Raw genomic sequence first — 13,291 nt, 5'->3', positions numbered from 1 at the left:
GGACTGCGCCTACGGGATGACGACCGCCCGGCCGCGCAGCTCGCCGTCGTGCAGTTTGCGGTAGGCCTCGGCGCCGTCGTCAAGGCTGAAGTGCTCCGTCTCCACGGCCAGGTCGCCGGAGCGGGCCAGGTCCAGCACCTCCATCAGTTCCGGGCGCGAGCCCCAGTAGGGCGCGCGGATCCGGGAGCCGAACGGCTGCCCGAGCAGGCCGACCGTGCGGGTCGGGGCGCCCGCACCCACCACCACGAAATCGGTGCACGGCCCCGCGATCTCGCTCGCCATCGCCATGACGGCGTCGTTCGCGACGAAGTCGAAGATCGCGGTCACCGGGCCGCCCGCCACCTCGCGGATCTTCTCGGCCACCCCCGCGCCGGAGACGAAGGCGTGGTGGGCGCCGTTCTCCACCGCGAACGCGGCCTTCTCCTCGGTCACGTCGATGCCGATGATCGTGGCGCCGGTAAGGGCCTTGAGCACCTGGATCGCCATGTGCCCGAGCCCGCCGACGCCCACGACGACCGCGGTGCTGCCCGGGACCAGCAGATCGAGGGAGCCCTTGATCGCGTGGTACGGCGTGAGCCCGGCATCGGTGAGCGCCACGCTCGCGGCCGGGTCGAGGTCGCCGAGCGGCACCAGCAGGCGGGGATCGCTGACGATCATGTACTCCGCCATCGCGCCGTCGTGGCCCAGCCCGGGCGGGGTCAGGCCCAGGCCGGCGGCGTGCTGGCAGTAGTTCTCCATGCCCTGGGCGCAGGAGTGGCACCGACCGCAGCCGCGCGGTCCGTAGACCGCGACCGCCTCACCGATCTCCACCCCGGTGGTGCCCTCGCCCAGGGCGTCCACGATCCCGACGCCCTCGTGACCCAGGGTCATCGGGAGCGGGTAACCGAATGCCGCGTACTCCTCGGCCGACAGTCCCATGACGAAACTGTCGGAGTGGCAGGCGCCGGCCGCGGTGACCTTCAGTCGTACCTCCCCCGGGCCGGGTTGCGGGATGGGGATCTCCTGCACCTGCGGGGGCTGACCGACCTCGACGTAGCGCAGTGCCTTCATGGTTGACTCACAATCCGGTGCTCGAGCACCGAGCCTCGCTGCGCGATGTCCGACCACCTCATCGGGTCACCCCATCCTCGCATCGACGCTTCTCGATCAACCGGCGCGGGCGCCTGGTGAGACGGGGCGTCCCGGTGGCTGATCAGTCCTCGTCGTCGTCCAACGGCGCGTGGTGGTCCAGGTTCGCGGTGCCCTGCTTCCAGTAGCCGTCCACGTCCACCTGGGCGCGGTCCAGGCCCACGTGTCGCAGCAGGTAGCGGCGCAGGTTCTTCAGCTGGGTGGCCTCCCCGGCCACGAACACGAAGGTGTCGGCGTCCAGGCGGGTCTCGGTGATCGCGTCGGCCAGCGTCTCCTGCTCGCTGCGGTAGACCCAGCGGACCCAGGCGGCATCGCAGGCGGGGAGCGCCTGGCGGGCGGAGGCATCGGCGACCTCGAGGACCACCTCGGCCTGTGCGCCGTCGGGCAGCTCCTCCAACCAGCGGGAGATCGCCGGCAGGGCGGTCTCGTCGCCGCCGAGCACGTACCGCGGGTAGGTGGCGGGGAAGTGGATCGAGCCGCGCGGCCCGATCGAGGCGAGCCGGTCACCCACGCGCGCCGCCCGCGCCCAGCGCCCCGCGGGGCCGTGCTCGTGCAGCACGAACTCGATCACCACGCTGCCCGGCGCCGCCGCGCGCACCGTGTAGTCGCGCAGGATCGGCGGCTCGCCCGCGGGCCGGACCGGGCGATCGTCCTCCACCCGCGGCGCGCGCAGCTCGCCCGCCGCGTCGGGGAAGGCGAGCTTGATGTGGTCGGCCGGCGCCATCGCCGGGGCCGGCACGTCGGCGTCGCCCTCGTCGAGGGTGAAGGTGATGCGCCGCATCACGGGGGAGAGGTCGACGACGTCGCTCACCGTGAGGCCGCGCGCGTGCAGCGGGTGCAGCTCGCGGGTGACGGGGGCGTGCGGTGCGGCAAGGATCGACATGACACCAGCGTAGGTGAGCCTTACCTCACCGCGCCACCCCCCGTCTCGCGTCAGATGCGCACGAGCATCTTGCCGGTGTTCTGCCCGCGCATCATGCCGAGGAAGGCCTCCACGGTGTTCTCGATGCCGTCCACGACCGTCTCGTCGTAGGCGATCCGGCCCTCGGCGAACCACGGGGTCACCCGCTCGCGGAACTCCCCGGCCAGGTGCAGGTAGTGGCCCAGGGTGAAGCCCTCCAGGCGCAACCCGCGGGTGATGAGGTTGGTCAGGTTGCGCGGTCCGGCGGGTGCCTCGGTGGCGTTGTAGGCGGAGATCGCCCCGCACAGCGCGGCGCGGCCGCCGTCGTTGAACGCCGCGAGGGCCGCCTCGAGGTGGTCCCCACCCACGTTGTCGAAGAAGACGTCGATGCCCTCGGGGGCCGCCGCGGCGAGCTGCCCGGCCACGTCGCCGTCCTTGTAGTCGAACGCGGCGTCGTAGCCGTACTTCTGCGTCAGCAGCGCCACCTTCTCGGGGCTGCCCGCCGAGCCGATGACCCGCCCGGCGCCGAGCAGCTTCGCGAGCTGGCCGGTGGCGGTGCCCACGGCACCCGCGGCTCCGGAGACGAACACCGTCTCGCCCTCGCGCAGCTGCGCGATCGCGGTGAGCCCCACGTAGGCGGTCATCCCGGTCATCCCGAGGATGTGCAGGTGCAGCGAGCTGGGCACCCCGGGCACCTCCGGCAGGGCGCTGAAGGTGGCGGCGGGCGCCTGGATCGTGTCGCTCCAGCCGTGCTGGTGCAGCACCAGCGTGCCCTCGGCCAGCGTGCCGTCCGCGGAGGCGATCACGCGCCCGACGGCGCCGCCGGTGATGCGCTCACCCAGCGCGTACGGGGCCACGTAGGAGCGGGAGTCGTTCATCCGGCCGCGCATGTAGGGATCCACGGAGACGAACTCGTTGCGCACCCGGACCTCGCCGGGGGCGAGCTCGGCGAGCTCGGTCGTGGTGGTGGTGAAGTTCTCGGGGGAGGGCCACCCGGTGGGGCGGGAGGCGAGCAGGATCTGCGTGCTGGTTGCGGTACTCATCGCTCCTCACGCTACGCCCGCGCCCCCGCGGTCCCCGTGCGAGCGGGTGTCAGTTCGCTCTGGGCGTGTAGCGGCCGCCGGTGGCCAGCCGCATCAGGTCGGTGTCCACGCTCACCTCGCCGGTGTCACCCGCGGAGCCGAACTCGTGCTGGTAGGCGCCCCAGGTCTCCTCCCGCACGGCGCGGGCGAACCCGGAGCGCATGAGCAGCACCAGTTCGCGGGCCGCGCGCTCGATGCGACCCTCCAGCGCGCCGTCGCCCCAGTCCTCGCTCGCCGCGAACAGGCTCGTGGGCACCGGCAGCGCCCGCAGGTAGGCGAACATCGAGCGCATCTCCCCGTCCACCACCAGGGCGTGCCGCGCGGTGCCGGCCGTGGCGGCCAGCAGCACCGGCTTGCCGATGAGCAGATCGGTGTCCAGCACCTGGAAGAAGGAGGTGAACAGGCCGCTGGGTCCGGCGGCGTACACGGGGCCGGCCGCGATCACGCCGTCGGCCTGGGCGAGCAGGTCCACCGCGCGCGTGAACTGTTCACCCAGGTGCCGCGAGGCCAGCGCCCCGGGCAGTTCCGGCAGGAGCTGACGCAGGTCGACGACGTCGATCCGCACCTCCTCCCCGACCTCACCCGCGGCGCGGGTCACCCGGGCGGCGGCCCGGTCGGCGAGCATCCGGGTGGCCGAGGGGTCGGAGGTGCCGGCGTTCACGACGACGAGGCGATGGGCGGTCACGGTGCTCTCCTTGCGGCGGGTGTTGCTGGGCGGCTGGCGGGTGGCGGCTGTCGGGCGGCTGGGTGGGTGGCAGGCGGGCGCTACAGGGTCGGGTAGGTGGCCACGAACTCGGAGTCCTCGTACGGGGACCCGCCGGTCACGTTGTCGCCGCGGTTGGCGAGCGGACGCACCTGGCGGCCCACGCCGTCGGGGAACTGTGTCGCGACCCGCGCGGCGTGCGTGGGGGCGTCCGGGGTCCCCGGGGCGCGGCGCGCCTGCGTCTCGGCCCTCAGGGTGGGCAGCACCTCACTGCCGAGCATCTCCAGCTGCTCCATCACCAGGGACTCCGGCAGCCCGGCGTGGTCCATGAGGAAGAGCTGACGCTGGTAGTCCCCGGCGTACTCCCGGAACCCCAGGGTCTTGTCGATGACCTCGGCCGGGCTGCCCACGCTGAGTGGCGTCTGGGTGCTGAAGGACTCCAGGGTCGGGCCGTTGCCGTAGACCGGGGCGGCGTTGAAGTAGGGGCGGAACCGCTCGCGCGCCTCCTGGGAGGTCCGGCCCAGGAAGAGCTGCCCGCCCAGGCCCACGATCGCCTCACCGGCCGTGCCGTGCCCGTAGTGCTCGAAGCGCTGCCGGTAGAAGTCGACCATGCGCTTGGTGTGCTCCGGCGGCCAGAAGATGTGGTTGGCGAAGAACCCGTTGCCGTAGTACGCGGCCTGTTCGGCGATCTCCGGCGTGCGGATGGAACCGTGCCACACGAAGGGGGCCACGCCGTCCAGCGGGCGGGGGGTGGCGGTGAAGCCCTGCAGCGGGGTGCGGAAGTGGCCCTCGAAGTCCACCACGTCCTCGCGCCAGAGCCGGTGCAGCAGGTTGTAGTTCTCCAGCGCCAGGGGGAGGCCCTGGCGGATGTCCTGCCCGAACCAGGGGTAGACGGGGGCGGTGTTGCCGCGCCCGAGCATGAGGTCCATCCGGCCGCCCACCAGGTGCTGCAGCATCGCGTACTCCTCGGCGATGCGCACCGGGTCGTTCGTGGTGATCAGCGTGGTGGAGGTGGTCAGCACCAGGCGCTCGGTCAGCGCGCCGATGTGGGCGAGCAGGGTGGTGGGGGCGGAGGAGAAGAACGGCGGGTTGTGGTGCTCGCCGATCGCGAAGACGTCCAGGCCCACCTCCTCGGCCTTGCGCGCGATCCGCACGATCGAGGCGATCCGCTCGGCCTCGCTGGGCGTGGTGCCGCTGACGGGGTCGCGGGTGATGTCGCTGACGGACATGATGCCGAACTGCACGATGGCCTCCGGGGTCTCGCGGGATGGTGCATTCACTTGCATGTAACCACGGGCCACCCGAGGATGTTCCCGCGTATCTGAGTAGAAGTTTCATTGACAGGGGCCCTGCTGAACGTTACTTTCATGACCGTGCTCCATGGCGGCGCACGGGTCCGGCGAAGTCGGCGGACCATCGTAGATGGGATGAGACGTGCAGAGGTCGTATGTCTTCAGCGGCGTGGCGGTGGTGCTCGCGGCGCTCATGGGTACCGCGGCGGTCGGCGAGCCGCACCAGGTCCTTCACCCGTTCGTCACGCTGAGCGACGGGAGTCTCGGGTACGACACCACCCGCGAGGTCCCGCTGTACCCGGGATCAGCGCAGAGCGTGCAACTCGCCGCTCACCCCGCCGAGCAGGAGCGCGCATTCGCGAGTGCCTGGGTGGCGACGGTCTCCAACCTCAACTTCCCCCGCGTCGACTCCGCCGAGCAGTATGCGCAGGAGTACGACCGCGTGCTGGGGGACTTCGTGGACTGGAACATGAACGCGGTGATCTTCCAGGTACGGCCCCAGGCCGATGCCTTCTACCGCTCGGCGATCAACCCGTGGTCGACCTTCCTCACCGGCCGTCAGGGGCAGGACCCAGGATTCGACCCGCTCGACCTGATGGTGGCGCGCACGCACGAGGAGGGGATGGAGTTCCACGCGTGGCTCAACCCCTACCGCGTGACCGTCTCGCGCGACTCCGACCCTGCCGTGCTGACCGGCCTCGGATTGAGCGCCGAGGAGGTGCACGCGCTCAGCGTCACCGACTACATCGCCGCGCTCGTGGAGGCCGACCTCCTGGCACCCACGGGGTATGCAGCACTCCATCCCGAGGAGGTGCTGCGCTTCGACGGCAAGCTCTTCCTGGATCCCGGCCTTCCGGCGGTGCGTCAGCACGTGGCCGACACCGTCGCAGAACTCGTCTCCGGCTATGACATCGACGCGATCCACTTCGATGACTACTTCTACCCGTACCGCATCACGGTGGACGGCGAGACCGTGCTCTTCGGGGAGGCTGGGGAGGACCGGGCGACCTTCGAGGCACACGGCATCACCGCGGGGTACCCCGACACCGCGGCCGGCGTCGAGCAGTGGCGCCGTGACAACGTCTCTGCGCTCATCACCCAGGTGGGTGAGGTGATCCGCGAGCACAACGCCTCCCGCGGCAGCGCGGTCCAACTCGGGGTCAGCCCGTTCGGGATCTGGGAACACCAGGAACTGCACCCCGCGGGTTCCCACACACCCGTGAGCTCCTCACAGACCTACTCCGGCAGCGTGTTCGCCGACACCCGCCGCTGGGTCGAGGAGGAACTGGTCGACTACCTGGTACCGCAGATCTACTGGAGCTTCGACCAGGCAGCGGCTCCCTACGGAGAGCTCGCGCAGTGGTGGAGCACCCAGGCCGAGCACAGTCGCGTCCAGATCTACACCGGCCACGCCCTGTACAAGCACGTGACGAACGGTGGCTGGGAGACGGCGTGGCTGAACCCGCACGAGGTCGCCAACCAGATGCGGTTCAATGCCCTTCTCCCGGGGATCCACGGCAGCGTGCTGTTCAGTTACAACGATATGATCCCCAGCGATACCGCCGCGCTGCCCGGCGCACAGGTCGCGCGGCACGAGGCGAAGAACGCGGCGATCACCCACCTGCGCAGCGAGGCGTTCGCGGATCCGCACCTGGTGCCGGAGAAGAGCTGGCTGGGTGACGGCGCGCCCCAGGCGCCGCTGGAGGTCACCCTCTCCGAGGGACGTCTGGACTGGGACGCGGCCGATCCGGCCGCCACCCGGTGGTACGCGGTGCGTGCGCAGCACGCCGAGACCGGGACCGGCGAGTGGTCCGAACTCGTGGATGTGGTGTGGGGCGGCGGTGCCGGCGCGTTGGGATGGGACCTTCCCGCGGACAGCGCGCAGTCCACCCGCTGGAGTGTCTCGGCCGTGAACGCCGCAGGTCAGGAGAGTCAGGCCGTGGTCGCCGTCGAGGGTCACGTCCCCACCCCGACCCCTACCCCGACCGCAGAGCCCTCAGCCACGGGCTCGCCGTCGCCCACCGGTTCACCCACCACCTCGCCCACCTCGACTGCGACGTCCACCCCGACGCACACGCCCGCCCCGACCCCGGGGGAGGTCGGTTCCTCCCTTGCTCCAGAGCCTCCCGCCCCCTCCTCGCCGCCGAACGCGACTCCCGCCACCGGGGCGCTGGCCGCCACCGGCATCGCGGGGTACTCGGTGCCGGCGGCACTGGGCCTGCTGTGCATCGGCGGCGGCCTGCTGGTGCGCCGCCATCTCGCGCGCCGCTGACCGCCTCGCCGGCGAACTCTCTTCCGTCCCACCCCGTCCATCTCTAGGAGAACCATGCCTCGCTATGCCCTGCCCGCAACCCTGCTCGCGGCCGCCGCACTCGTCCTGTCCGGCTGCTCGGCCGCGCCACAGGAGGACTCCACGCCGGAGTCGATGACCGTCTGGATCATGAAGGGCACCAATCCGGACACCCAGAGCTACTACGACCGCGTGGGTGCGGCGTTCGAGGAGGAGACCGGCGTCCCGGTCGTCTTCGAGGAGGTGCAGTGGGCTGACGCCCACGACCGCTTCGTGACGGCGATCGCCGGTGGCACCACCCCGGATGTCGCGGAGACGGGCACCACGTGGACCGCGGAGTTCGCGGCGTCGGGGGCGCTGGCTCCCATCGATGAGATGGTGGCCGCGGCCGGGCTGGAGGGCGACCTCGTGCAGGGCCTGGTGGACTCGGGCACCTACGAGGGCGAGCTGTACGGCATGCCCTGGTACGCCGGGGTGCGCGCCGTGCTCTACCGCGCCGACGTCTTCGATGACCTGGGGCTGCAGGAACCGACGACGTGGGCCGAACTCGTGGACGCCGCCGAGGTCATCGCCGCCGAGCGGCCCGAGCTCATCCCGTTCCCCGTGCCCGGCGACGCCGAGCAACTGGTGTACCCGTTCGTCTGGGGCGCCGGTGGGCAGGTCGCCACCCAGACCGATGGCGCCTGGGTCAGCGGCCTGGACTCCGAGCAGTCCCAGGAGGGCATCGACTTCCTCACCTCGCTGGCCCTCGAGCACGACTTCTCCACCGCCGGGGCCACCACCTGGAAGGAGACCGACCTGCTGGACGCCTTCGCCAGTGGGGATGTCGCCATGGCCATCATGGGATCCTGGACCCCGAGCGCCATCCTCGAGAAGAACCCCGACCTCGAGGGCAAGATCGGCGCGATGCCGATCCCCGGTCGTGACGGGGGTATCGCACCCGCGGTGCTCGGCGGCTCGCACCTGAGCATCTTCGACACGGCGCAGGACCGCGACCTGGCCTTCGAACTGGTCAGGATGATGACCACGGGCGACTTCGCCGCCGAGTGGGTCGAGGGCACCGGATACTTCCCCGGGGAGCAGACGCTGATGGAGTCCGCCGTGGCCTCCGGAGACCCGCTGGTCACCCCGTTCGCCGTCCAGATGGTCGAGGGCGGCGCCGCGCTCCCGGTCACCCCCGCATTCGCCGCCGTGCAGGCGAAGAAGTCGGTGCCGACCATGATGCAGTCGATCCTGTCGGGGAAGTCCACCGTCTCCCAGGCCAGCCAGGCGGCGGCCTCGGAGATGACCGAGCTCCTCAACGGCGAGTAGGTCCGCGGGTGTTGAACCAGATGACCACTCGAGTGGGCAGGTCGAGGTCCCCGCGCCCAGCGGGGACCCCGGCCCGCGGGGCGTCCCGGGTGCGACGACCCCGAGGTGCACGTGCGATGACCGCGACGCGTCCCTGGCTGCTGCTGACCCCGGCACTGCTCGTCTTCGCGGGCCTGCTGCTGTGGCCCCTGCTGCGCGTGGTCCTGTTCTCGCTGCAGGACTACGGGCTGCGGGAGATCCGCACGGGGGAGAGCAACTACATCGGGGTGGCCAACTACCTGGAGGTGCTCCAGGATCCGCAACTGTGGCGGGTGGCCCTGGTCAACACCCTCGGGTTCGCCGTCGTCGTCGTCATCGCCACCGTCGTGCTGGGCACCCTCGTTGCCATCCTCATGTCGCGACTGAGCCCCACCTGGCGGGTCGTGGTGGGTACGGCCGTGATGGTGGCGTGGGCCATGCCGGCGGTCACCGGGACCTACGTGTGGGTGTGGATCTTCGACGCCGACGGCGGCGTGGTCAACCAGACGCTCATGGCGCTGGGCCTGATGGAGACGCCGGTCAACTGGTTCACCGGGCGGCTCACCTTCTACCTCATCGCCGGGCTGAACGTGGTGCACCACAGTTTCCCGTTCGTGGCGGTCACGGTGCTTGCGGGGCTGCTGGGGGTGCCCCAGGAGATGCTCGAAGCGGGTTCGCTGGACGGCGCCGGTCCGGTGCGCCGGTTCTTCTCGCTCGTCGTTCCCTCGATCCGGCAGGTCTTCGTGGTGGTGATCATCCTCTCGACGATCTGGGACTTCAAGGTGTTCGCGCAGGTCTACCTCATGCCCGGGGGCGCGGGCTCCAACCGCGAGGTGCTCAACCTCGGGGTGTGGTCCTACGTGGAGAGCTTCGGGCAGAACCGGTACGGATTCGGTGCGGCGATCGCCGTGCTGCTGACGGCCGTGCTCATGGCGATCACGGTCGTCTACATCCGCACACTCATGAAGGAGGATCAGCTGTGAGGACTGCCACGGGCATGCCCGCCCGGATACTCACGGGCATCGCCGCTGCCGCGGTGGTGGCCTTCTCGCTCTTCCCGGTGCTCTGGATGGTGCTGAGCGCCTTCGACGCCGGAGCGGGCCAGTCCCGCCGGCACCCGCTGGACATCACCTGGACGTGGTCGCACTTCTCCGGGGTCTTCACCGAGGGCGGCCTCGGGCTGTTCCTGCGCAACTCCGCCGTCATCGCGTTGGTGACGGTGGTCTGCTCGGGTGTGGTCGCGCTCCTGGCCGCGGTGGCCGTGGCCCGCTTCCGGTTCCGGCTGCGCACCACGGTCCTGCTCATGGTCCTTGCCGTGCAGATGGTCCCCCTGGAAGCACTGGTGATCCCGCTGTTCGTCCAGGTGCGGGACCTGGGCCTGCTGGGACAACTCGCCGGACTCGCCCTGGTGTACGTCGCGTTCTCGCTGCCGTTCGGCATCTGGATGTTGCGGGGATTCGTGGCGGCCATCCCGGTGGAACTGGAGGAGGCGGCGTTCATCGACGGTGCGAGTTGGGGCCGGATGTTCCGCTCGGTGCTTCTTCCCCTCACGGCACCCGGTCTGGCGGCCACCAGTGTGTTCGCCTTCATCACGGCATGGAACGAGTTCATCTTCGCCATGACACTGTTGGGCGGGAACACGCACAGCTACACCGTGGCCATCGGCCTGAAGCAGTTCTTCGGGGAGTACTCCAACGACTGGGGATCGGTGATGGCCGCCTCGACCGTGATGACGATCCCCGTGGTGATCTTCTTCGTCATCGTGCAGTCCCGTATCTCCGGCGGCCTCGTGGCCGGGGCGGTGAAGGGCTGAGATGGCCGACCTCACCTACCTGCGACGCGCCGCGACCGCCGTCCTGTGGCCGGGCTTCCTGGGCACCACCGTTCCGCCGTGGCTCGCGCGGGCGCTGGACGACGGACTGCCCGGGGTGGTCCTGTTCGGGCAGAACATCGACCCGCACGACCCGGAACGGGTGCGCGAGCTGACCCGGTCCCTGCACGCGTGGGGTCCCCACGTCATGGTCGCCTCGGACGAGGAGGGCGGGACGGTCACCCGCCTGGACCAGCGACTCGGCTCGCCCCTGCCCAGTCACGCCCAGCTCGGTCGCATCGACGACACCGCCCGGACCCGCGAGGTCGGCGTGGCGTTGGGGACACGGTGCACCGAGGTGGGGATCGACGTCGTGCTGGGGCCTGTGGCCGACGTCAACACGGACCCGCGCAACCCGGTGATCGGCGTTCGATCCTTCGGTGGGGACCCGGCCCTGGTGGCTCGTCATGTGACGGCGATGGTGCAGGGTCTGCACGCGGCGGGAGCACGGGCCTGCGCCAAGCACTTCCCCGGGCACGGCGACACCGTGGTGGACTCCCACGTCGGCTCCCCGGTCTTCCGCGGCAGCCTGCAGGACCTGCAGACGGTTCACCTCCCTCCGTTCCGCGCCGCCATCGCCGCCGGCGTCGATGCCCTCATGACCGCTCACCTCACAGTGCCTCCCCTGGGAGCGGGGCCGGCCACGCTCTCCGCGCGCGTGGCCGAACTGGCGCGCGAGGAGGGGTTCACCGGGGTCATCGTCACCGACGCACTCGATATGGCGGCCATCAGCGCCACCGTGGGCCCGGGGGAAGGGGCGGTGGCCGCCCTGCGCGCCGGAGCGGACCTGCTCTGCGTGGGCAACCCCGCGAACCCTGGGCGCGTGGCGGGCAGCGACGAAGAGGACTTCCTGCGCATGCGCGAGGCGATCACCGATGCGGTGCTCGCCGGGCGGCTGCCGCTGTCCCGGCTCCAGGAGGCCGGGGCACGCGTGGCCGCACTCGGTCACCGCTGCGGCGGCATCAGGGGGCGTGCCGGTCGGCACGACCGGGACTTCCGCCCGCTGGTGCGCGAGGTGCTCGCGCGCACGGCACAGGACGTGCAGCCGGTGGGAGGGGGGCCGGTCCGCGCCGTGCTGGACCTTCGGCCCCGGCCCACCATGGCCGTCGAGCATCGCCCCCCGCACCTGCTGGACGCGCTCGCGCGCGCCGGCCTGGAGCGGGTTGCGTTGATCCGATCGGCGGCGGACCTGCCGCGCGAGGGCGGGATCGTGCTGTGTGACGACCTCCACGAGGGTGGCGAGCAACGCGATGCCCTGAGGGGGGTCCTCGCGCACGCCCCCGGCAGCCTGGTGGTCAACCTCGGGCTCCCGGCCGTGCTTCCCGAGGGTGTCCTCGCGATCACCACCCTGGGTGACTCCCGGGTGACAGCCGACGTGGTAGCCGAACTCGTGGCCGGGTCGCGATGAGGATCGTCTCACTGCAGTCGGGGACCTCGGCGGACGGCATCGACGTCGCCCTGGTCGATATCCGGCCCCACCGCAGCGCGGACCGCACGGTGCTGCAGTTGCGTCCCCTCCTCCAGGAGACGATCGAGATGCCGGCGCGCCTCCGGGAGCAGGTGATCACGCTGGCTCACGGGCGCGCCACGACCGCAGCGGAGATGTGCGAGGTCGACACCCTGCTCGGACAGGCGTTCGGTGACGCCGCTGCCGTTCTTGGTCCGCGCTCGAGCCGGGAGCGTGTGGACCTGGTGGTCTCCCACGGCCAGACCGTGCACCACTGGGTGCAGGGCGGTGCCACCCGGGGATCCCTGCAACTCGGCGCCGCACCCTGGATCGCCGAGGCCTTCGGTGCTCCCGTGCTGTCCCAGTTGCGGCTGAGCGACATCGCCGCACGCGGGGCGGGTGCGCCGCTGATGGCCGTGCTGGACCGACTCCTGCTCGGCGATGTCGCACGAGCCCAGGGGCGGGCACAGGCAACGCTGAATCTCGGGGGCATCGCCAATCTGCAGGTCGTGGCACCGGATGGTGGCGTGCTCGCGTGGGACACCGGCCCCGGGTGCGCCCTCATCGACCATGTGGTGGTCGCGGCATCGTGTGGCCTGCAGCGCTACGACCGGGACGGGCGATACGCGGCGAGCGGCAGGATCGACGACGCGTTGCTGGCCAGGCTCCGCGCGCACCCCTACCTGGCGAGCGGGCAGCGCGGCACCACCGGTCGGGAGACGTTCGGTCCCCACTGGTTGGAGGAGTGTCTCGCCGGTTCCGGTGCGCCGAGACCCGCCACCCGGGACCTCGTCGCGACCCTGACCTCGCTCACGGTGAGCACCGTCGCCGAGGCGCTGAGGGGGCTGCCCGAGAGTCCAGCACGCCTGATCGTCTCCGGTGGTGGCGCACGCAACCCGACTCTCATGGCCTGGCTGCGGGCCGCGTGCAGGGAGCAGGGGATCCCGGTGGAGTCGAGCGACCGGTGGGGGATCGCGGCCGAGTTCAAGGAATCGGTGATGTTCGCCCTCATCGGGTACCTCAGCTGGTGCGGGGTCCCCATCCGGCTGCCCGGGTCCCCCCATCAGGGGCGGGTGTTGGGACAGTTCTCACCCGGCCCCGTCGCTCTCGTCCTGCCGCCGGTGCTGGGGCGGGTCGACGCCGTACGGGTGTCCCCCGCACGCCGCCGGGGCACGCGGCGGCGATACGATGCCGACGACGACGCACCGGTGCCGCACCCGGCGCTGCGACCACGAGAGTGAGGGTCCAC

11 protein-coding genes are annotated in these 13,291 nt (G+C 71.1%); 6 read left to right on the top strand and 5 right to left on the bottom strand.

Going from position 1 to position 13,291, the window contains the following annotated elements; all coding sequences use genetic code 11:
- Positions 1–9: 9 nt before the first annotated feature.
- The 5 genes from ATL40_RS08145 to ATL40_RS08125 all read right to left on the bottom strand — a co-directional run bounded on the left by ATL40_RS08145 (position 10) and on the right by ATL40_RS08125 (position 5,058).
- A complete protein-coding gene (locus ATL40_RS08145) occupies positions 10–1,050 on the bottom strand; it encodes an NAD(P)-dependent alcohol dehydrogenase (RefSeq protein ID WP_098469105.1) in 1,041 nt (346 codons plus the stop codon).
- A 142-nt stretch (positions 1,051–1,192) separates the two neighbouring features.
- Positions 1,193–2,011, bottom strand: a complete 819-nt coding sequence (locus ATL40_RS08140; RefSeq protein WP_098469104.1) for a siderophore-interacting protein — start codon at positions 2,009–2,011, stop codon at positions 1,193–1,195.
- A 50-nt stretch (positions 2,012–2,061) separates the two neighbouring features.
- Positions 2,062–3,072, bottom strand: coding sequence for an NADP-dependent oxidoreductase (locus ATL40_RS08135; RefSeq protein ID WP_098469103.1), 1,011 nt, complete (start codon positions 3,070–3,072; stop codon positions 2,062–2,064).
- Positions 3,073–3,121: 49 nt separating this feature from the next.
- The gene (locus ATL40_RS08130; protein WP_098469102.1) at positions 3,122–3,796 is read right to left on the bottom strand and encodes a CE1759 family FMN reductase; all 675 of its coding nucleotides are present in this window, start codon (positions 3,794–3,796) and stop codon (positions 3,122–3,124) included.
- Positions 3,797–3,876: 80 nt separating this feature from the next.
- Positions 3,877–5,058: a CE1758 family FMN-dependent luciferase-like monooxygenase gene (locus tag ATL40_RS08125; RefSeq protein ID WP_098470372.1), complete on the bottom strand. Its 1,182-nt coding sequence runs from the start codon at positions 5,056–5,058 to the stop codon at positions 3,877–3,879.
- A 190-nt stretch (positions 5,059–5,248) separates the two neighbouring features.
- Between ATL40_RS08125 and ATL40_RS08120 the strand changes: the two genes are divergently transcribed.
- The 6 genes from ATL40_RS08120 (at position 5,249) to ATL40_RS08095 (ending at position 13,283) form a co-directional block, all read left to right on the top strand.
- Positions 5,249–7,378: a glycoside hydrolase family 10-like protein gene (locus tag ATL40_RS08120; protein WP_143556903.1), complete on the top strand. Its 2,130-nt coding sequence runs from the start codon at positions 5,249–5,251 to the stop codon at positions 7,376–7,378.
- Positions 7,379–7,432: 54 nt separating this feature from the next.
- The gene (locus ATL40_RS08115) at positions 7,433–8,707 is read left to right on the top strand and encodes a sugar ABC transporter substrate-binding protein (protein ID WP_098469100.1); all 1,275 of its coding nucleotides are present in this window, start codon (positions 7,433–7,435) and stop codon (positions 8,705–8,707) included.
- Positions 8,708–8,823: 116 nt separating this feature from the next.
- Positions 8,824–9,708: a carbohydrate ABC transporter permease gene (locus tag ATL40_RS08110; protein ID WP_245866899.1), complete on the top strand. Its 885-nt coding sequence runs from the start codon at positions 8,824–8,826 to the stop codon at positions 9,706–9,708.
- A 14-nt stretch (positions 9,709–9,722) separates the two neighbouring features.
- Positions 9,723–10,538 carry a carbohydrate ABC transporter permease gene (locus ATL40_RS08105; protein WP_098469099.1) on the top strand — a complete coding sequence of 272 codons (816 nt, stop codon included), beginning with the start codon at positions 9,723–9,725 and terminating at the stop codon, positions 10,536–10,538.
- 1 nt (position 10,539) lies between these two features.
- Entirely contained in the window at positions 10,540–12,003 is a 1,464-nt protein-coding gene (locus tag ATL40_RS08100; RefSeq protein WP_098469098.1) for a glycoside hydrolase family 3 protein, read from the top strand.
- On the top strand, positions 12,000–13,283 hold the full coding sequence (locus ATL40_RS08095) for an anhydro-N-acetylmuramic acid kinase (protein ID WP_098469097.1): 1,284 nt from the start codon (positions 12,000–12,002) through the stop codon (positions 13,281–13,283). Before ATL40_RS08100 ends, ATL40_RS08095 begins: the two co-directional genes overlap by 4 nt.
- Positions 13,284–13,291 lie beyond the last annotated feature (8 nt).

Origin of the sequence: Serinibacter salmoneus (assembly GCF_002563925.1) — a bacterium.
In the GTDB taxonomy this organism is placed as follows: domain Bacteria; phylum Actinomycetota; class Actinomycetes; order Actinomycetales; family Beutenbergiaceae; genus Serinibacter; species Serinibacter salmoneus.
The sequence above is the reverse complement of the archived record's forward strand: the minus strand, read 5'-3'. Positions and strand labels throughout refer to the sequence as shown.